This is a genomic window from Cobetia sp. SIMBA_158 (genome assembly GCF_046566945.1).
Lineage (GTDB): Bacteria > Pseudomonadota > Gammaproteobacteria > Pseudomonadales > Halomonadaceae > Cobetia > Cobetia amphilecti.
The window spans coordinates 58973-78015 of the sequence record NZ_JAWJYL010000004.1 but is presented as its reverse complement, the minus strand read 5'-3'; the positions used below and the strand labels follow the sequence as shown (position 1 = coordinate 78015).

Annotated in this window: 15 protein-coding genes; 8 read left to right on the top strand and 7 right to left on the bottom strand. The window is 62.9% G+C overall.

Features of this window, described 5'->3' with window-relative positions:
- Together R2R70_RS08085 and R2R70_RS08080 are read right to left on the bottom strand one after the other, a co-directional pair.
- The gene (locus R2R70_RS08085) at window positions 1–1764 is read right to left on the bottom strand and encodes a cobaltochelatase CobT-related protein (protein ID WP_410977768.1); all 1764 of its coding nucleotides are present in this window, start codon (window positions 1762–1764) and stop codon (window positions 1–3) included.
- On the bottom strand, window positions 1761–2876 hold the full coding sequence (locus R2R70_RS08080) for an AAA family ATPase (protein ID WP_410977767.1): 1116 nt from the start codon (window positions 2874–2876) through the stop codon (window positions 1761–1763). The genes R2R70_RS08085 and R2R70_RS08080 overlap by 4 nt, the downstream gene beginning before the upstream one ends.
- Window positions 2877–3047: 171 nt before the next feature.
- Here R2R70_RS08080 and thiO point away from each other — a divergent pair, with 171 nt between their 5' ends.
- From thiO to R2R70_RS08065, 3 genes are all read left to right on the top strand, one after another.
- Window positions 3048–4187 carry a glycine oxidase ThiO gene (gene thiO / locus R2R70_RS08075; RefSeq protein WP_410977766.1) on the top strand — a complete coding sequence of 380 codons (1140 nt, stop codon included), beginning with the start codon at window positions 3048–3050 and terminating at the stop codon, window positions 4185–4187.
- Window positions 4188–4406: 219 nt separating this feature from the next.
- Complete coding sequence (locus R2R70_RS08070) at window positions 4407–4793, top strand: nuclear transport factor 2 family protein (protein ID WP_410977765.1); 387 nt, start codon at window positions 4407–4409, stop codon at window positions 4791–4793.
- Window positions 4794–4909: 116 nt separating this feature from the next.
- Window positions 4910–6373 carry an NAD(P)/FAD-dependent oxidoreductase gene (locus R2R70_RS08065; RefSeq protein WP_225347074.1) on the top strand — a complete coding sequence of 488 codons (1464 nt, stop codon included), beginning with the start codon at window positions 4910–4912 and terminating at the stop codon, window positions 6371–6373.
- Between the two features lie 225 nt (window positions 6374–6598).
- Here R2R70_RS08065 and R2R70_RS08060 read toward each other — a convergent pair whose 3' ends face one another.
- Window positions 6599–8248 (bottom strand): PLP-dependent aminotransferase family protein, encoded by a 1650-nt coding sequence (locus tag R2R70_RS08060; RefSeq protein WP_410977764.1) that lies wholly within the window; start codon window positions 8246–8248, stop codon window positions 6599–6601.
- 487 nt (window positions 8249–8735) lie between these two features.
- On the opposite strand from R2R70_RS08060, the gene R2R70_RS08055 reads away from it, so the two are divergent.
- The 4 genes from R2R70_RS08055 (at window position 8736) to R2R70_RS08040 (ending at window position 12459) form a co-directional block, all read left to right on the top strand.
- The gene (locus R2R70_RS08055; RefSeq protein WP_410977763.1) at window positions 8736–9827 is read left to right on the top strand and encodes a TRAP transporter substrate-binding protein; all 1092 of its coding nucleotides are present in this window, start codon (window positions 8736–8738) and stop codon (window positions 9825–9827) included.
- Between the two features lie 161 nt (window positions 9828–9988).
- Entirely contained in the window at window positions 9989–10597 is a 609-nt protein-coding gene (locus tag R2R70_RS08050) for a TRAP transporter small permease (protein WP_410977762.1), read from the top strand.
- Window positions 10594–11937: a TRAP transporter large permease gene (locus tag R2R70_RS08045; RefSeq protein WP_410977761.1), complete on the top strand. Its 1344-nt coding sequence runs from the start codon at window positions 10594–10596 to the stop codon at window positions 11935–11937. The genes R2R70_RS08050 and R2R70_RS08045 overlap by 4 nt, the downstream gene beginning before the upstream one ends.
- A 45-nt stretch (window positions 11938–11982) precedes the next feature.
- A complete protein-coding gene (locus R2R70_RS08040; protein ID WP_043331347.1) occupies window positions 11983–12459 on the top strand; it encodes a universal stress protein in 477 nt (158 codons plus the stop codon).
- 192 nt (window positions 12460–12651) lie between these two features.
- On the opposite strand, the gene R2R70_RS08035 is transcribed toward R2R70_RS08040, so the two are convergent.
- From R2R70_RS08035 to R2R70_RS08020, 4 genes are all read right to left on the bottom strand, one after another.
- Window positions 12652–13410 (bottom strand): IclR family transcriptional regulator, encoded by a 759-nt coding sequence (locus R2R70_RS08035; RefSeq protein ID WP_043331346.1) that lies wholly within the window; start codon window positions 13408–13410, stop codon window positions 12652–12654.
- 171 nt (window positions 13411–13581) lie between these two features.
- Window positions 13582–14859, bottom strand: a complete 1278-nt coding sequence (locus R2R70_RS08030; RefSeq protein WP_054555518.1) for a TRAP transporter large permease — start codon at window positions 14857–14859, stop codon at window positions 13582–13584.
- A 10-nt stretch (window positions 14860–14869) separates the two neighbouring features.
- Window positions 14870–15451, bottom strand: a complete 582-nt coding sequence (locus R2R70_RS08025) for a TRAP transporter small permease (RefSeq protein WP_410977760.1) — start codon at window positions 15449–15451, stop codon at window positions 14870–14872.
- The gene (locus R2R70_RS08020; protein ID WP_172978708.1) at window positions 15451–16677 is read right to left on the bottom strand and encodes a TRAP transporter substrate-binding protein; all 1227 of its coding nucleotides are present in this window, start codon (window positions 16675–16677) and stop codon (window positions 15451–15453) included. Before R2R70_RS08020 ends, R2R70_RS08025 begins: the two co-directional genes overlap by 1 nt.
- Window positions 16678–17332: 655 nt before the next feature.
- On the opposite strand from R2R70_RS08020, the gene R2R70_RS08015 reads away from it, so the two are divergent.
- Complete coding sequence (locus tag R2R70_RS08015) at window positions 17333–18976, top strand: GMC family oxidoreductase (protein WP_153636308.1); 1644 nt, start codon at window positions 17333–17335, stop codon at window positions 18974–18976.
- Window positions 18977–19043 lie beyond the last annotated feature (67 nt).

Below are 19043 nucleotides of genomic sequence, written 5' to 3'. Positions count from 1 at the left end.
TTATTTTGATGTTTTATTTCGAGCCTGATGCCGACACGCCAGCGCCATGTGATACACGATTTCATCGGCGAGGGCGTTGTCGAGGGTGCGTTCAAGATCGATGATCAGCTGGTTGGGGTAGTAGGCGCTGAGGTCCAGCCCGACGCCGAGGCCGAGGATGGCCTGGCGGCCGGAGCGGGTCTGTTGCGCGACCACCTGCTTGAGGTGGCTGTCGAGGTACTGTTCATCATTGGCCATGTTGGTGGCGCTGTCACAGGGGCTGCCATCGGAGATGACGATCAGCAGACGGCGCGCGCCTTCGTCGGCAGTAGTGTTATCGGCCAGACGTGAGCAGGCCCATTGCACGGCTTCGCCATCCACGCCTTCGCGGTAGAGATCGGCCTTGAGCAGGGCGCCGAAGTTGCGGCGCGCACGTCGCCACGCCAGTGAGGCGGGCTTGAAGATCAGATACTGCACTTCATTCAGGCGACCCGGACGCGCGGGCTTGCCGGCGCGTCGCCAGTCCTTCAGGGCACGGCCGCCATTCCAGGCGCCAGTGGTGAAGCCGAGCACCTCGGTGGGCACACCGGCCATGTCGAGCGCGCGGGTGAGTATCTCGATCAGCATCGCCACCGCCTCGCCATGCACCTTCATCGAACCGGAGCAGTCGATCAGGAAACTGACCTGGGCACTGGCCTCGGGCACCCAGCGCTCGCGCTGGAAGACCCGCCGCTCGGCCGGCGAGGAAATCACCTGACTCAGCCGCCGCCCATCGATAATCCCTTCCTCCTCCCCGAAGTGCCAGCCCTCACGCTGCGGCGAGCTGAAATGGCGCGCCAGCTGACGTGCCAGGCGCCGCACGTTGATCTTCTGCTCCGCCAGACGCGTATCCAGCGCCTGCCGATACTCATCGAGCAGGGCCGCGCGCATGCGCCTGGCCGGTTCCAGCTCGCGGTCATAGGCCGTGGTGAACACCTGATAGGGCAGCAATTCCTCCGGCGCGCCACGCCGATGGCTCGGCAGCTGCGACGCCGCCTGCTCCTCGAGCAGACTCGCTTCTTCATCCTCGTTTTCCAGAAACAGCGCGAAGCGCTGGCTGGCCTCAGACTCGTCATCCTCTTCGCCGTCCTGCTCCTCAAGCGACTCGGCCAGTTCCTGCTCCAGCCACAGGCTGATGTTCAGCGCATGCTGCTGATAGGCCGCCTGATCGAAACGTGTGCGTCTCAGCCCCGCCATGTCAGCGCCCAGCGCCTGATAGAAGGAGGCGCGCGTCGTCTCGATGTAATCCTCCGTCTCGTGGATCACCGCACAGGCCATCAGGCGCGACCAGCACGACTGGATGACGCTATAGATGAGGATGCCGCTGCTCGTCTCGGTCAGGCCCGCGTGATAGAAGGCCAGGCACCAGTCGGTGAAGCGCCGCGCCAGATTCTCCTTCACGCCGGGCATGTCGGGGTCGACCAGCGCCTCGACGCGCAGCTGCTCCAGCAGGTCATAGATCAGGCGGGTTTCCGGCAACGCCGGACGCGCCGCCAGATGCAGCGCCTCGTCGGTGTGGATCAAGCGCAGCGCGATGGCATCGCTGACCGCGCGATAGTTGTCGAGCGTGCAGTCATCTTCCTCAAGGCGCAGATGCGGCGTGCGCAATGGCAACGCCTGAGCATGCCGACTCAGACGCCGCCCCCGATAGGCCCAGCCGGCCTGACCGCTGAGCGCCCCGAGACTCGCCGCCGAAAGCTCCTCGAGATACTGCTGACGACGGCGTACCTGCTGGGCCGCACTCATGCCCGGGCTCCCTTGTCGCTGTCCTGTTCATCCATCAGGTCGCTTTCCATCAGCGCCGCGGATTCCTCCAGTTCCTTGGCGAAACAGCGCTGATAGAACTCGGCGACCAGCGGGCGCTCATGCTCATCGCACTTGTTGAGATAGGAGAGACGGAAGGCCAGCGCCGGGTTGCGGAAGATCTCGCAGTTCTCCGCCCAGGTGATCACGGTACGCGGCGACATCAGGCTCGACAGGTCGCCATTGGCGAAGCCCTTGCGGGTGAGGTCGGCCACCGCGACCATCGCGCGAATCAGGGCGCGGCCACGCTCGTTGTCCTTGGCGGGCACACGCGCCAGCACGATCTTCACCTCTTCCTCACGCGGCAGGTAATCCAGCTTGGCGACGATGTTCCAGCGGTCGATCTGCGCATGGTTGAGCAGCTGGGTGCCGTGATAGAGCCCATCCTGATTGCCAAGCCCGACGGTATTGGCGGTAGCGAACAGCCGGAACTGCGGATGCGGGCGAATCACGCGGTTCTGGTCGAGCAGCGTGAAGTGGCCGTCGCGCTCCAGAATGCGCTGGATGACGAACATCACGTCCGGACGGCCGGCATCGTACTCATCGAAGATCAGCGCGATGGGGCGGGTCAGCGACCAGGGCACGATGCCTTCCTGGAATTCGGTGACCTGCACGCCGTCGCGAATCACGATGGCGTCCTTGCCGACCAGGTCCAGCCGGCTGACATGGCCATCGAGATTGACGCGCAGGCACGGCCAGTTGAGGCGCGCGGCGATCTGCTCGATATGGGTCGATTTGCCGGTGCCGTGCAGGCCCTGAACCATCACGCGGCGGTTGTTGGTGAAGCCGGCGAGAATGGCGAGGGTGACATCGGGATTGAAGCGATAGGCGTGATCGATTTCCGGCACGTGGGCGTCGCGCTCCACAAATACCGGCACCTTGAGGTCACTGTCGATGCCGAACAGCTCGCGCACGCCGCGCAGCTCAGTGGGCTGCAACTGACCGGCGGGCAGCGGCTGCTCGGCAGAGGCGGCGGGGCCTGCATCGCTGGCAGGGCTTGCATCATTGGCAGAGCTTTCATCACTGCTGGAAGGCGTCAAGGTGGCGTCGCTCACGGGGTGTCTCCCTCGTCATTCTTGTTGGTGGCTGCCCGGTGGACCTGTCGCGGGGAGACAGGCAGGCCGGGCGGCGGCAATGCTGTGAATATAGCTTTGTTTCTAAAAATAATGCAAATCGTATCGAAATATGAGATTTGTGATTGTTCATTCCCCGCAGGAGCAAGGCAGATGAGCGATACCCTGATCATTGGTGGCGGCGTGATGGGCATGATGATGGCGTGGCAGCTGGCCGAGGCCGGCCAGACGGTCACGCTGCTGGAGCGCGGTCAGTGCGGACGCGAGGCATCGTGGGCCGGTGGCGGCATCGTCTCGCCGCTGTATCCGTGGCGCTATTCGAGCGCCATCTCGTCACTGTCACGCTGGTCAGAAGGCGAATACCCCAGGCTTGCCGAGGCGCTCAAGGACGCCACCGGCATCGACCCCGAATACCGCCAGAAGGGCCTGATCTACCTGCGGGTCGAGGATGAGGCGCTGGCGCTGGACTGGGCACGCACCCAGCACAAGCCGCTGGAGGTGATCGAGCGTGAGGCGCTCTACGCGCGCGAGCCGCATCTGGCCAGTGGCCATCAACAGGCGCTGTGGATGCCGACGCTCGGCAGCATCCGCAATCCGCGTCTCGGTCAGGCGCTGCGTGCGCGTCTGCTGGCGCATCCGCGTATCCGGGTGCGTGAAGAGTGCGAGGTCACCCAGCTGGTGTTTGCCACGCCGTCGCGTGTCACAGGCGTTCGGCTTGTTGATGAGACCGTCAGCGCAGATAACGTCGTGGTGTGTGGCGGCGCCTGGAGTGGCAAGTTGCTCGCCGCCGCCGGTGTGCTGCTGCCGGTGCGCCCGGTGAAGGGTCAGATGATGGTGTTCAATCCGGTGGCGGCGGGGCTTTGCAGTGTGGATGCGCCGCTGCTGTCGCGGGTGGTGCTGTGCGATGGCCGCTACGTGATTCCGCGCGCCGATGGGCGGATTCTGATCGGCTCGACCCTGGAGCATCAGGATTTCGACAAGTCCACCACCGCGCAGGCGCGCGAGTCGCTGCATGCCAGCGCCGCGAGCATTCTGCCGGCGCTGGGTGAGCTGGCGCCGGAGCATCACTGGGCCGGCCTGCGTCCGGGCACGCCGGATGGCACGCCCTTCATCGGCGCGGTGCCGGGGCTTGATGGCCTCTACGTGAATGCCGGTCACTACCGCAATGGCCTGGTGCTGGCGCCCGCCGCCACGCGCCTGCTCAGTGACATCCTGCTCGGGCGCGAGAGCTTCATGTCAGCGGAGGCCTTCATGCCACCGGGTGTGGCAGCGCCCACGGCCCTTGCAGTTTGAGTCGTCCCAAGGCGGCGCAATGGGACCAGTTGGTACCAAGGCAGCCCCGCTGGTGCCAACTGGCCCAATCGGTGGCTGCCAACTGGTGCTAAAGGGCGGTGCGAGTGTCGGCGTAGTCTCGGGTCATGGCGCAGCGCTTGCTGCCGCTCATCAGCTCAACAACAAGCTCAGCCAAAAGCTCAACAACAAGCCCAACAACAAGACTGCGGAGCCCGACCCATGACTCACCAAGCCACCATCGAACTGCTGACCGCCTTCTGCGACGCCCTCAACCGTCACGACATCGACGACTGCCTGTCGATGATGACCGATGACTGCGAATTCCTCGCCATCGCCGGGCTGGAACTCGAAGGCAAGACCTTCGCCGGTCAGGACGCCGTGCGTGCGGGCCTCTCCGCCGCCTGGCAGAACGCGCCGGATGCCCAGTGGATCGACGCGGAAATCTTCGCCGATGGCGAGCGTGGCTTCGTCATCAGCACCTACACCGGTGCCACCGCCGATGGCGCGCGCAGCGAAGCGCGCATGATCGACGCCTTCACGCTGCGTGACGGCAAGATCGCGATCAAGAACGCCTTCCGCAAGAACCGTCCGCCCGTCAACGTCTGAGCGCCAGCGGCGCACCGATCAGGGAAGAGGTTTCTGAAGCTGTCTTTGCCTCGGGGGCAGCACGTCATGGCGTCAGGTCATGGCGTGCGCCCCGTGGGTGAGAGGAGGTGATCGAGATGGAAACTATCGTGCAGCACGGCGCCCGGCCGTCGGACATGGGCAACGAATCAGAGCAGCGCCCGGCCACTCAGGCCTCGCGGCCGTATGACCCGGCCTATGACCCGCTGGTGAGCGCCACCCCCGGCGAAGGGCGCGACTACGCGCCGACCTACTGGGTCGCCACCGCCGGCGAGCCGCCGGCAGACGATGGCCCGGTGATGGGCGATATCGACGCCGATGTGGTGATCGTCGGCTCCGGCTTTACGGGGCTGACCGCCGCCATCGTGCTGGCCGAGAAGTACGGCATCAAGGCCACCGTGCTGGAGGCCAATCGGGTCAGCTGGGGCTGTTCGACCCGCAATGGCGGGCAGGCGCAGTGTGCCACCGGTCGCCTCAAGCGCTCGCAGTGGATCGAGCGTTACGGCCTCGAGGCCGCCCACGGCCTGCACCGCGAGTGCGTCGAGGGCATGGAGAATTTCAAGGAGCTGATCAAGGACATCGACTGCGATCCGCAGCCGGGCGGCCATCTGTATATCGCCCACCGCGAGCGCATGATGCCGGGGCTGGAGAAGGAAGCGCGCCTGTTGCGCGAGACCTTCAACTACGATGCCCGCATCATCGATGGCGCCACGGTGCGCAATGAGTGGGTCGGTGATGAAGAGGCCTGCGGCGCGATGCACGAACCGGAAGGCATCGGCGTGCACCCGGGCAAGTTGGCCTTCGGCTATCTGCGCAAGGCGCGCCGCCTGGGCGTCAAGGTGCACCCGGCAAGTCCGGTGGAGAGCTGGGAGACCCGCGATGGCGTGCACTACCTGACGACGCCGGGTGGCGTGGTCAAGGCGCGCTCGGTGGGCATGGCGACTGGCGGCTACACCTCCGGCAAGCTGCATCCGGAGCTCGACAAGCGCCTGATGCCGGTGCTCTCCAACTCGCTGGTGACGCGCCCGCTGACGGCGCAGGAAATCGAGGCGACCCGCTTCCATACCCATCAGGTGCTCACCGACACCCGCGTGCTGCGCCACTACTATCGCCTGCTGCCGGACAACCGCCTGCAGATCGGCAGTCGCAGTGCCGTCTCGGGGCGTGACGCGCCCAAGGCGCAATACGAGCAGCTGCTGATCGCCGACATGCATCGCAAGTTCCCCGCGCTGAGCGGCATCGAGGTCGATTACTCCTGGTGGGGCTGGGTGGATGTCAGCCACGACATGATGCCGCGCATCCATCAGCCGGACCCGAAGCAGAGCATCTATTACGCCATGGGCTATGGCGGCAACGGCGTGATGTATTCCGCCCAGGCGGGCAAGCGCCTAGCCCAGTGGATCGCCAAGGACGCGGCGGATCTCGTGCTGCCGATCTTCCAGTCACGCCTGCCGTATCCCAATGTGCTCAACAAGGTCGAATCCCCGCTGTTCGCACCGTTCCGCCGCACCGGCCAGCGTTGCCTGTATCGCTGGTACGCGATGAAGGATGAAGCGCAATAGAATGTGACTCGCCACTGATGCCACGATGACCCGGATGCTCCCGCATTGATCGATTTCATGATCAGTTCGGGAGCATCTTTGTTATCCGGAAGATAATTATTTCGGGATGTCGTTGCTTGGGAGGGGTGAGGGTTTGCCTCAGCCATGGCCGATACGGCGGCTCGCCTCGCCTTTTTTCTCCTTGCCTTTCATCTCCTCGCCTTTCATCTCCTCGCAAGGATCAGGCTAGCTGGCGCGCTGCCGACGTGATGCGCCGTGGGGCGTAGGCAGGGCGGGCTGAGGGGGTAACGGCTGTGCTTGTGCTTCCGGTGCGTCCGTCTTCGTTGCGTCCGTCTCCGGTGCTTCTGTCTCCGGTGCTTCTGTCTCCGGTGCTTCAGTCTCTGCAACCGCAACTGACGGCGCCTCCTCCATCGCCAGCGGCACCAGCGCGGCCAGCTTGAGGATGCCGGCCTCGATGCGCGCTTCCGGAATCGCCGAGAAGCCAAGCCGGAAGTAGTGGCGGTGGCTGTCGCGATCGCAGAAGAAGTGCAGGTCACCGACCTCGATCAGGATGCTCTGCTCGCGGGCGAGGGCGGCCAGGCGGTGGGCATTCAGATTCTTCGGGCCGTGCATCCAGAAGCAGGAGCCGCCGTAGGTGGCCGGCGTGCTCATCATCGGCAGATGGCGCTGGATGGCGTCACGCATCAGCAGGAAGCGCCGCTGCATCACCTGGTGCATCTGATTGATCAGGCTGTCGTGATAGCCCCGCGCGATGAAGAGTCCTACCGCACGCTGATTGTTGGTCGGCGGATGGCGCAGCATCAGGCGGCGCAGGGCGCGGGCCTCTCGAATCAGGGTCGGGTGCGCGACCATGTAGCCCAGGCGCAGACCGGGGGCGAGGGTCTTGGAGAGGCTGCCGACATAGATGACGCGCTTGTGGCGGTCGAGGCTCTTGAGCGCGGGTGTCGGGTTGTCGGCGTAGTTGCTCTCGCTCTCGTAGTCGTCCTCGATGATCAGGAAGTTGCCGGTCTCGGCCATGTCCAGCAGCTGGCGGCGACGCTCCAGCGGCAGGGTGATGGTCGTCGGCGACTGGTGGCTGGGCGTGACATACACCAGGCGGCAGTCCTTGAGCGATTCCAGCGGCTGCATGCCCTTGTCGTCGATGGGCAGCAGCTGGATGTCATCGGTGAAGGTGCTGGCGATGTTGTACATGTCGACATAGCCGGGGTTCTCCATCGCGAAACGCTGGCCCTGCTTGAGCAGCAGCATGCAGCTGATCCACAGCGCCTGCTGCGTGCCCACGGTGATAAGGATTTCCTCCGGGCTTGCCCAGACGCCGCGACGGGGCAGCAACCGCTGGTGGATCTGCTCGATCAGCAGCGGGTCGTCATTGTTGAGATGGTCCACCGACCAGCTGCGAATCGACGGCACGCTCATCGAGTCGCGGCTGCACTCGCGCCAGTGCTGGGTGGGGAAGAATTCCGGGTCCAGCTGGCCATAGAGGAAGGGGTAGTCGTACTTGTGCCAGTCGCCGGGCTTCTCGATGGCGCGCTGCACAGAGGGCTTGAAGGCCAGCCGCTCATCCCAGTCGAGGCTGTCGGCATCGATATCATTGAGGCGCACCGGCGTGTCGGCGCGGCCCTTGAGAATCTCGGGATTGATGAAGTAACCGCTGCGCTCGCGGGCGATCAGAAAGCCGTCTTCCAGCAGCTGCTCATAGGCCAGCATCACGGTATTGCGCGCGACATTCAGCTCGCGGGCCAGCTTGCGACTGGAGGGCAGCGCGACATCACGTGGCAGATGGCCTTCGAGAATCGCCTGGGAAATCTGCTCGCGAATCTGGAATTGCAGGCTTTCCTTGCGCGAGGAATCGAGGTGAAACAGCGGGTGGCTCATGCGTGTTCTCTATTGTTTTCGCGAGCGTGTCGTCACGAGGACTTTCCAGCGGAAGTGCCCGTTTTATATGCATTTTCTGTACCTGATTGCCCTGCGGTGCGCCGTCAGTGAGTGGCGCGCGGGGCGCTGCCTGCCCTGAGGTGGCAGCCACCGGTACGGCTTCATTGAGGCAGACCCCCGTCGGGAGAGCAATAGCCAGCCGGGACTGGCCCCATCGATGCCGACGGACTGGTTCTATCGAGGAATGGCGCACGGGGAGAAAGTGATCTGGCAGGTACAACGAAAGCACAGTTCAAGCACGACGCGACTTCACACTCCCTTTCCTGGGGCTGTAGATGAGCAGGTGATGGCAATCGTGAATGACATGAGGCGCTGCAAGATAGTGGTGCAGACGCGAAGTCATTGACGATATGAGGTGCAGTACCCCGCTCGCTATCACGCGCAGCCGTCAGGAGCCCGCAACAACAATAACGACGGGACAGACAAGATGATCGACTCGACACAGACCCTTTCAGACCTCCGCTTGCTGACTCGCACTGGCGTATCTCACACCAGCGTATCTCGCGCCAGCGCCTTCAAGTCCTCGCTGGCCATCGTGGTGACTGCCGCGAGTCTGGGCATGGCCGCTGGCGCCAATGCCGCGACCTGGAAGATGGCCCTGGGCGATGCCGCCGGTGGCACCCAGTATGAACTGGGCAAGACCTTCGCAAGCCTGGTGGAAGAGAAATCCGGTGGCGACATCAAGGTGGACTTGTTCCCCAACGGCCAGCTGGGCAGCGAGCAGGATACCGTCAACAACGCCAGCATGGGCCTCGTTGACCTGTCCGTGGTGGCGATCAACAACCTGACGCCATTCTCGCCGACCGTCGGCGTGCTGACCCTGCCGTATGTCATCCACGGCCCGGACGATGCCAAGGCGCTGACGCAAGGCAAGATCGGCGATGAGCTGCGCGAGAACACCCTGCGCGATTCCGGTATCCGCATTCTGGGCTGGGCCTATTCCGGCTGTCGTCGTCTGACCAATTCCAAGCAGGCGGTGGCATCACCGGCAGACCTGGAAGGCATGGTCATTCGCGTGCCCAAGAACGAGATCATGATCTCCTCCTACCAGTCCTGGGGCGTCAACCCCAACCCGCTGGCGTGGTCCGAGACCTTCACCGCCCTGCAACAGGGCGTCGTCGATGGTCAGGACAATCCCTACATCACCATCGATGCCATGAAGTTCTATGAGGTGCAGAACCACGTCACCGACAGCTGTTACGTGTTCTCGATGGAACCGCTGATCATGGGCGAAGGCACCTTCCAGAGCCTCAGCGAAGAGAACCAGCAACTGGTGCTGGCGGCCGGTGAAGAAGCGACGTCCCACAGCTATGACTACCTGCTGGCCACCGAGGATTCCATCAAGAAATCACTGGTGGAAGAGCACGGCATGACCATCACCCAGCCCGCCAATGACGAGAAGGAATGGATCGCCAAGGCCTCCAGCATCTGGCCGGATTTCTATGACAGCATCGGCGGCCGCGACAAGCTGGTCGAGGTGCTCGAGACCCTCGGACGTGATCCGTCCACGGCGCCCTGAAGACCTCCTGAACGGCTGAGGCTTTCAAGGCCCGCCCGGATTCCCCTGCCTGCCGGCACCTGTCATGAGCATGCCAAGAGCATGTCGTCGACATGTGATCGCTGGCAGGGGAGACGTGGCGTCAAGTGGTCATCGCTGGCGATGTCGGGGGATGTGTATCCATGCGGGTATTGTTGAAGTTTCTGGATAATATCGAGAACTATCTCTGCCAGTTTCTGCTGGTGGTGTTCGTCATCATTCTCTTCACGCAGATCATGCTGCGTAACCTTTTCAGCTACTCGATTCCCTGGGGAGACGAGTTGGCGACCTATGCCTTCGTGTGGTTTGCCTATCTAGGCGCCGTCTACGCCACACGCATGTCGGCGCATAACCGCGTGACCTTCCAGTTTCGATTCCTGCCGCGTTGGGTGGAAACCCTCTGCGGAGTGCTGACCGATATCATCTGGATCGCCTTCAATGCGGTGTTCATCTATTACAGCTACGACTTCGTGTTCAACAAGATGAATCTGTTCTGGAAGTCACAGACGCTGGGTGTGCCGATGAAGTACTTCTATCTGATTCTGCCGCTGGCCTTTACCGCCATGACGGTGCGCATCATCCAGACCAATTATCTCAAGTTCGTGCGCAAGGAAGACATCGTGGACCCGGATTCCCAGGCAATGGAGGAATTGAAGCAGGGCGGTGACGGCCAGGCCAGTGATCCACAGGCCAGTGACGCACAGGGCAGTGATGGACAGCCCAGTGACAGACAGGAGGGCGGCAAGTCATGATCGATTCCACCATCATCTACATCCTGTTTGGCGTCTTCTTCCTACTGTTGGTACTGGGCGCACCGATCACCGTCTCGCTGGGTGTCGCGGCGCTGGCGACCTATCTGAGCATCGATGAAAACCCGATGGCGTTCGTGCAGATCGCCTTTACCTCGGTGGGCTCCTTCCCGCTGATGGCCTTGCCGGCCTTCATTCTGGCCGGGGCGCTGATGGAGGCAGCCGGCATCTCGCGAAGGCTGGTCGATATCGCCGAGGCCTTCGCCGGGCCGGTGACGGGCGGACTTGCCGCCGCTACGGTATTTGCCTGCATGTTCTTCGGTGCGATTTCCGGCTCAGGGCCGGCCACCACGGCGGCGGTCGGCATGCTGATGATTCCGGCGATGGCCAAGCGCGGTTACGACCGTGGATATGCCTCGGCGATCACGGCCTCTTCCGGTGGGCTGGGGGTGGTGATTCCACCATCGATCCCGATGGTGATCTTCGGGATTTCCGGCATGGGTCTGCAGCCGCCGCCCGAAGCGGTGGCCATGCACGGTGACTTCCAGACACTGTCGATCCCGAAACTGTTCATCGCTGGCGTCATGCCCGGCGTGGTGATCGCCGGCTTCCTGCTGATGATCAACTACGTGATCTCGAAGAAACGCGGCTATCGCGGGCTGACCAACAGCTGGTCGTGGCCCCATATTCGCGCCACCTTGAAGAAGGGTATCTGGTCGATGCTGGCACCCTTCATCATCCTGGGCGGCATCTACAGCGGCCTCTTCACGCCGACCGAATCCGCCATCGTCGCCATCGTCTACACCCTGATCGTCGGCATCTTCCTGCACAAGGAACTCAAGTGGAAGCCGACGCTGCGCACCCTGGAGACCACCACCTGGATCACCGGTCGCGTGCTGCTGATCCTGTTCACGGCGACGGTCTTTGGGCGGCTGCTGGTTGAGCAACGCGTGCCGGCCCATATCGCCGAGGGTATGCTGGCGATGACCGACAACCTCTACCTGATCTGGGCGATGATCATCTTCTTCCTGCTGTTCGTCGGCATGTTCATGGAGACGCTGGCCGCGATCATGATTCTCACCCCGGTGCTGCTGCCGATCATGTACATGTTGGGCATGGACCCGGTGCACGTCGGCATCGTGGTGGTCTGCGCGCTGGCCATCGGCTTCCAGACGCCGCCATTGGGGGAGAACCTCTTCGTGGCCTCGGGGATAGGCGGGGCCTCGATCGAGGAGATTTCCCTGAAGGCATTGCCGTTCGCGGCGGGCTCGGTGGCGGCCATCTTCCTGATCGCCTATGTGCCTGAAATCTCGCTGTGGCTACCCAGGGTGATGGGGTACTGAAGCGCCATCTGAACGCTAGCTCTGCAATGAACGAGGAGAAGGACGATGCCGGCAGTCAAACGAATTCTGTGTTGTGTAGGCCTGCGCGGAGACTGTGAGCGGGTACTGGCGCGCTCGGTGTGGTTGGCGGGCGCGACGGGTGCCGAGTTGCATGTGCTGCACACCGTCAAGTCATTGTCGGATGACGTGATGAACACCCTCAAGGTCAACATCCGCCACAAGCCGACGCTGGAGGGCCTGATGCAGCAGCGGCTCGATCAGGCGAAAGAGAGCCTGGAAAAGATGCTGGAGGACTTCTGGAGCACCCATGACAACGGCGACCCGCGCCCGGTGATCGCCGGACTGAATGTGGTGGAGGGCTATCCGGCCTCGGAGATCATCCGCTACGCCACGCGCCATGACTGCGACATGATCATCATGGCCACCAACAAGCGCGGCTTCGTGGCCTCCTATGCGGGCAAGGTCACCAAGGGGGTGATCAAGCGCGCCAGCATTCCGGTGGTGGTGGTACCGACGCCCTGAGCCGGTGGAGAGAAACGCTTGAGGGATAGCGGTACTCAGCAAGTTGGCACATGAAAAACGCTCGCCCCCGCAGACAATCACTGTCTGCGGGGGCGAGCGTTTTGGATCATGGCCCATCGTCAGCGTGGCTCAGGTGTCACCCGGGGCTGGACGGGATCACCTCATGCGTCATGTGCGCACAAGGCGCGCGCCTCAGAGCGTGCCTTCCAGCTCAGTGGCGATCTGGCGCATCAACGGTGCCCACTCCAAGAGGGAGTCGATGGAGTGGCGCAGGCGCGGCGCGTGGATCGCCAATGTCGCCTGGATCTGGCCGACCTCATCGAAGACCGGCACCGCGATGGCGACCATGCCCTGGATGAACTCCTCATCATCGGTGCTCAACTGATTGCGCGCCACGGTGTCGAGTGCCTCTTCCAGCGTGGCCCGCGAGGTCAGGGTGCAGGGCGTGTGCGCTTCCAGCGCCAGATGGGCGAGCAGGGCGCGGCGGCGATGCAGCGGCATCAGCGCCAGAAACAGCTTGCCGCTCGCGGTGCAGTGCAGCGGCAGGCGTGAACCGGGCGCCAGCTGGATGCGCACCGGCCAGTTGGTTTCCACGCGGTCGTAATACATCACCTCGTGGCCATCGAGCAGCGTCAGGTTGCAGGTCTCGCCGACTTCCTTCGCCAGCCGTTCCAGCAGGACGCGGCGCGGCACCTTGAGGCCTTCATTGGCCAGTGCACCCAGCGACATGCGCCGAAAGCGCGGGCCGGGCAGCAGGTGACGGCCATCCAGATCACGGCTGATCAGTTGCTGTTCTTCCAGCTGCTTGAGCAGGCGATGGACGGTCGGCTTGGGGATGTCGAAGCGCTTCTCGAGGTCGGCAGCGCTGACGGCGTGCTGGGTGGTGACGATTTCTTCCAGCAGGCCGAGTGCGCGAAAGAGCGTCGAATTGGTGGGCGTGTCTTTGCTCATCTAGTGTCCTCATCCTGCTGTCGGGCGCATGTCACTCGGGATGACCGGGGCCGACAGGGGCAGGGTGGCAAGGCGTCAGTGCATCGATTCATCACGGCAGTGGGCCCCTTGGCGAAGGCTGCCATGATGAGACGAAGACAGCCCCTCGCGGGGCTGTCGATGAGGCTAGTGTTACAGGTTTACCAGGAACAGGGAAAGGGAAGGCACCAGGCAGATGGCCAGCCAGCAGGCGATCAGCGCGATGAAGTAGGGAATCACGTACTTGACCAGTCTGACGTAGGAAATGCCGGTGATGCTGCTGGCCACATACAGGTTGAGCCCGAAGGGTGGCGTGACGAAGCCGATGGCGGCACCGACCAGGAAGATGACCGAGAAGTGGATCGGATCGACCCCGGCCTGCTGGGCGATGGGCGCGAGAATCGGCGCCAGGATGATCGTCACCGGCAGGCTTTCCAGAATCATGCCCGCCAGCAGGATGATCAGCATGCAGGTGCCCAGCGTCAGGTAGTAGTTGTCGATGCCGCTGAGCATCTCGCTCAGCGCCTGACCGGCACCCAACACCGACAGCAGCTGCTGCATGACCACCGAGATGGCGATCAGCGGTGCCAGCATGCCGGCGATCTGACCCGAGCGCAGCATGATGGTCGGCAGCTTCCTGAGACTGATCTCGCGGGTGATCAACAGCCCCGCGATCATGGTGAAGCCCACGGTGATGGCGGCGGCTTCGGTCGGTGAGAACTTGCCCGAGTAGATGCCGTAGACCACCACGCCGATGGTCGCGAAGCCCAGATAGGCCTTGCGCGCCAGCCTGGCGCTGACACCGGCCTTGAAGGGCTGCAGCTGACCCCAGCCATTCTTGCGCGCCACCAGATAGCAGGCCCCCATCATCGCGACCACCATCAAGGCGCCCGGCACCATGCCGGCGATGAACAGGTCACTGATCGACAGGTTCATCATGAAGCCGTAGACGATGAAGATGATGCTGGGCGGAATGATGATGCCCACGGTGCCGCCGGAGGCCGCCGTGGCGGCGGCGAAGCGTTCGTCATAGCCGTTCTTAACCATCTCGGGCTGCATGATCGAACCGATGGTGGCGGTGGTACCGGCGTTGGAGCCGGAAATCGCCGCGAACAGCCCGCAGGCGCCGAGGGTCGACATGCCCATCCCGCCGCGCATCCAGCTCAGCGTCGAGTAGGCGAAGTCGGAGAGTCGCTTGGCGATGCCCGCCGCGTTGATCAGGTCCCCCGTGAGGATGAACAGCGGCAACGCCAGCAGGCCGAAGAAGCTCAGCCCCTGGAAGAGGGTGACGCCGACATTGGCCAGCGTGAAGTCGATCACCAGACTGGTGCCGACCACCCACAGGCCGATGACGAGGAAGATGGGCACGCCGAGCAGGAAGAAGGCGGTCACGCCCGCCGTGATCAGGGAGATCCAGATACCGTCTGTCATGCTGACCTCCTCAGTCCATGATGGACGGTTGCAGGTTGAAGGAATCGCCGCGGCGATAGCGCGCCCAGTCGGCGTAGAGGTTCTGCAGTACGCGATAGATGATCATCACCCACGCCAGCGGCGTGGCGAGGTAGAACCACCACTGCATGACGTTGTCGGTGCCCGGCACGATGGCGTAGTTGTCGTAGGCCAGCGTCACCTGGGTGGTGGTGAAGTAGATCACCATCAGCCCGAAGCCGATCCATAGCACGGCATCGAGGATCAGGCAGGCGAACTGGCCGCCGCGCGGCAGCTTCATGCGTATCTCGTTGAGGCTCAGATGGGTGCGCTTCTTGACGTTGAGCGAGGCTCCGAACCAGGTCAGCCACAGAAACAGCAGCACGGGAATGCTGGTGCTCCAGGGGGCCTGCAGGCCGAAGAAGAAGCGCCGGATGACTTCGACGAAGATGATGCCGGCCATGCCGGAATAGGCGATCAGAATGACGACCTGTTCCAGATGGGCGTCCAGCCACAGGAAGGGACGCGCCCAGGGCGCAGCCTTCTTGAGGGCAGGTTGCTTCGACGGTTGGCTGAAGATGGTGGTATCGCCCATTACCCCCTCCACCAGCGCTGCGGCTTGACGTTGACGGCGGCGACATCACGCGGAATCTCGCGCGCGACATCATGGATTTCCTGATAGATATCGAGACCGCCGGACCACTTGTTGAGGCGTTCGCGCCACTGCTCCCACGGCTCGGGATTGAATTCCGGCGAGCACATCTGCTCGGCGCGTGAGCGTTCGGCGTCCGACAGCGGCGCCACGCGCACGTTGTTCTCGGCGAAGACGGTACCGGCGGCGGGGTGCTCGGTGGCACCGACGATCTCGAAGCGCCCGGCCTCGTTCATGCCCTGGGTGAAGATCTGCGCGCAGTAGGCGGACTCCATCACCTGGTCCTGCAGCTCGGAACCGAGGCTGTCGAACTTGGGCAGGCTCATGCCGGTGTGTTCGGTACCGGCGAAGAAGCGCAGGTCGACCGCCTGGGACACCACTGGTGCCATGCCGGCGTAGGCCACGGCGCTCATCCAGGTCTCGGCGCCATCCAGCAGGCCCTGACGCAGGCCATCGAGGGTCTCTTCCCAGGCGACCGGCACCGGGTTCAGGCCCAGCTGCTCCATCGCGATGCGTCCCATCTGGGTGCCGGTGACGCGATTCTTGGTGCCCTTGAGATCATCGATGCTGGTGACCAGCGGTTTGTCCTGCCACTTGAGGCCGAGCATGATGCCGCGCAGGTCACAGTGGGTGAACAGGAACTGCAGGTTGTGGCGCTGGCGCAGCGGTTCGCGCAGCAGCTGCTCACTCTTCTTGTGATAGAAGAAGTGGAACATCGAGGCGACGGTGGGGAACAGGTAGGCGAAATCGAGCACGTTCAGATACGGCGCGCTGCCCGAGGAATTCTGGGTGGAGGCCGAGTAGATATCGACGATGCCCTGCTGGGTCTTGCCGACGCAGTCCAGCTGGTTGCAGACCTCGTTGCTGCCCATGAACTCGACGCGAATCGCGCCGTTGGTGCGCTCTTCCAGGTCGCGCGCGAAGAACAGCTGACCGGATTTCTGGATATCGAGATTGCGCTCATTGAAGCCCGAAGCACCGAAGCGCAGCTGGAACTTGGGCGCTGTCTTGTAGCGTTTCTGCTGCTCCTGGTCGGCGGCGCGCGCCAGCGTGGACGCGGTGAGACCTGCGCCGAGGCCGGTGGCGGCCAGCAGGGTCGAGGTCAGACCGAAGCGACCCGAGATGTCGAGGAAGTCACGGCGTGACAGCTTGCTGAGTGGCGATGGCATGGTAGTGCTCCCGGTATTGTGTTTGCTTTTGTGGTGGGATGCAGGCCTGGCGGCCGGGAAGTGATGTCGTATCACTCGCCCTGTGTTGGCGTTGTTATGGGTCTTGCGGTGCGGGGCTTGCTTCCGCTGTTTGTCTGGCAAGCCGTTCGTTGATTACTTCTTTAGCCAAGTGCTTGTTTATCCGTCCTTATTTGCTGTACTGATTTGCCCATCTTTATTTGTCAGGCGTTTTCGCAGTGCTTGTTCAGAGCGTGTCTTTTTAGAGAGTGTCTTTTTAGAGAGTGTCTTTTTAGAGCGGGTCGGGGCGCTTGTCAGACATATCCGCTATTTCTTCAAAGCCACTCCAAAGTCTTTTCAGAGTCTCTTCAAGCCCTCTTCAGGCTCTCCTCAAACACCTCTCCGGAGCCCATGAGCCCTGCTTCTGGCCTCTCTAGTGGCTGCCATTGATGGCAGTCTGTGTCGTTCTCGCTAGTTCGTCTTACATAGTTGGTCGTATAACGAGACGAAAAGTACCGTTACCGGCGTTTCAAATCTCAATGTAGGGCACTTTTTCAGCTTTGGCAAAGATATTGAGACAATACGTTTCGTATTTGACGAATCCAGATTTTGATACCATGATTATGAGACAATATGTCTCGATATGGTATATAAAATAATGAAAACAACACGTTACGCCAATGCCGACGCATCAGCCGCCTATGACTACATCGTGATCGGAGCGGGGTCAGCCGGTTGCGTGCTAGCCAATCGTCTAACCGAAGACCCCTCCATCAAGGTCTTGCTGCTGGAGGCCGGCGGCTCGGACTGGAATCCGTGGATTCATGTGCCGGTCGGTTATTTCAAGACGATGCATAACCCTGCCACCGACTGGTGCTATCTCACCGACCCTGACAAGGGCATCAATGGTCGTCGGCTGCAGTGGCCGCGGGGCAAGGTGCTGGGCGGTTCCAGCTCGCTCAATGGGCTGCTGTATATCCGTGGCCAGCACGAGGACTACGACGACTGGGCGGCCGCGGGCAATCAGGGTTGGGACTACGCGTCAGTGCTGCCGTACTTCCGCAAGTCGGAGTGTCAGGCGCGTGGCGCCAACCAATGGCACGGCACCGATGGGCCGCTGCATGTCTCTGACCTGCGCCTCAAGCGCGAGATCGCCGAGCGCTTCATCGAGGCGGCGGTGGAGGCGGGGATTCCGCTCAACCAGGACGTCAATGGCGAGCGCCAGGAAGGGGTCGGCTATTTCCAGCAGACCACCTACAAGGGCCTGCGCTGCAGCACGGCCAGGGCTTTCCTGCGTCCGGCGCTCACGCGCAGCAATCTGACGCTGGTCAAGCATGCGCACTGTCGCCGCGTGTTGCTGGAAGGCAAGCGTGCGGTGGGAGTGGAATACGAGGTGAAGGGCACGATCCACACGGCGCGCGCCGAGCGCGAGGTGCTGCTGTCCAGCGGCGCCATCGGCAGCCCGCAGATTCTGCAGTGCTCCGGTATCGGTGAGCCCGAGCATCTGGCCAGTGTCGGCGTCGAATGCCTGCACGCGCTGCCGGGAGTCGGGGAAAACCTGCAGGACCACCTGCAGGTACGGCTGGTGTTCAAGACCCAGTGCCGCACCCTCAATGACGAGGTGCGTCATCCGCTCAAGAAGCTGGCGGTCGGCACCCAGTACCTCTTCACGCGTACCGGTCCGCTGACGCTGGCGGCCAGTCAGGTGTGTGCCTTTACCCAGTCGCGCGAGGGGCTGACGCGCCCCGATATCCAGTTCCACATGCAGCCGTTGAGTGCCGACAAGCCCGCCGATGGCGTACATCCGTTCTCGGCGTTCACGTCCTCGGTGTGTCAGCTGCGCCCGCACAGTCGCGGCCAGGTGCGCATCACCAGCGCCGACGCCAGCATCTATCCTTCCATCCAGCCCAACTATCTGAGCGCCGAGGAAGACCGCCGCGTGGTGGTCGATGCCATCAAGGTGGCGCGGCGCATCGCCCAGGCAGCGCCGCTGGCTTCGGTGATCAGCGAGGAGTACGTGCCGGGCGCGCACTACCAGAGCGATGAGGAGTTGCTGGAAGCCGCGCGTCAGTTCAGCCAGACCATCTATCACCCGGCGGGCACCTGCAAGATGGGTCACGATGCGCTGGCGGTAGTGGATGACGAGCTGCGTGTCCATGGCCTGCACGGCTTGCGCGTGGTGGATGCCTCGATCATGCCGGTGATCGTGTCCGGCAATACCAATGCGCCGACCATCATGATCGCCGAAAAGGCCGCCGACATGATCAAGGCCGCCCAGGTGAACATGGCCCAGGCCAGCTAGCAGGCCTTCGTGCCTGAACGACACATCGCGGCGGGGCTGCTTGCCCGTCACCGCTTGCTGGTCTTGA

Excerpts from the sequence above, each read along its gene's own strand:
- R2R70_RS08085 (WP_410977768.1), bottom strand. The coding sequence starts at position 1,764 with ATGAGTGCGGCCCAGCAGGTACGCCGTCGTCAGCAGTATCTCGAGGAG.
- thiO (WP_410977766.1), top strand. The coding sequence starts at position 3,048 with ATGAGCGATACCCTGATCATTGGTGGCGGCGTGATGGGCATGATGATG.
- R2R70_RS08070 (WP_410977765.1), top strand. The coding sequence starts at position 4,407 with ATGACTCACCAAGCCACCATCGAACTGCTGACCGCCTTCTGCGACGCC.
- R2R70_RS08065 (WP_225347074.1), top strand. The coding sequence starts at position 4,910 with ATGGAAACTATCGTGCAGCACGGCGCCCGGCCGTCGGACATGGGCAAC.
- R2R70_RS08060 (WP_410977764.1), bottom strand. The coding sequence starts at position 8,248 with ATGAGCCACCCGCTGTTTCACCTCGATTCCTCGCGCAAGGAAAGCCTG.
- R2R70_RS08055 (WP_410977763.1), top strand. The coding sequence starts at position 8,736 with ATGATCGACTCGACACAGACCCTTTCAGACCTCCGCTTGCTGACTCGC.
- R2R70_RS08050 (WP_410977762.1), top strand. The coding sequence starts at position 9,989 with ATGCGGGTATTGTTGAAGTTTCTGGATAATATCGAGAACTATCTCTGC.
- R2R70_RS08045 (WP_410977761.1), top strand. The coding sequence starts at position 10,594 with ATGATCGATTCCACCATCATCTACATCCTGTTTGGCGTCTTCTTCCTA.
- R2R70_RS08040 (WP_043331347.1), top strand. The coding sequence starts at position 11,983 with ATGCCGGCAGTCAAACGAATTCTGTGTTGTGTAGGCCTGCGCGGAGAC.
- R2R70_RS08035 (WP_043331346.1), bottom strand. The coding sequence starts at position 13,410 with ATGAGCAAAGACACGCCCACCAATTCGACGCTCTTTCGCGCACTCGGC.
- R2R70_RS08030 (WP_054555518.1), bottom strand. The coding sequence starts at position 14,859 with ATGACAGACGGTATCTGGATCTCCCTGATCACGGCGGGCGTGACCGCC.
- R2R70_RS08025 (WP_410977760.1), bottom strand. The coding sequence starts at position 15,451 with ATGGGCGATACCACCATCTTCAGCCAACCGTCGAAGCAACCTGCCCTC.
- R2R70_RS08020 (WP_172978708.1), bottom strand. The coding sequence starts at position 16,677 with ATGCCATCGCCACTCAGCAAGCTGTCACGCCGTGACTTCCTCGACATC.
- R2R70_RS08015 (WP_153636308.1), top strand. The coding sequence starts at position 17,333 with ATGAAAACAACACGTTACGCCAATGCCGACGCATCAGCCGCCTATGAC.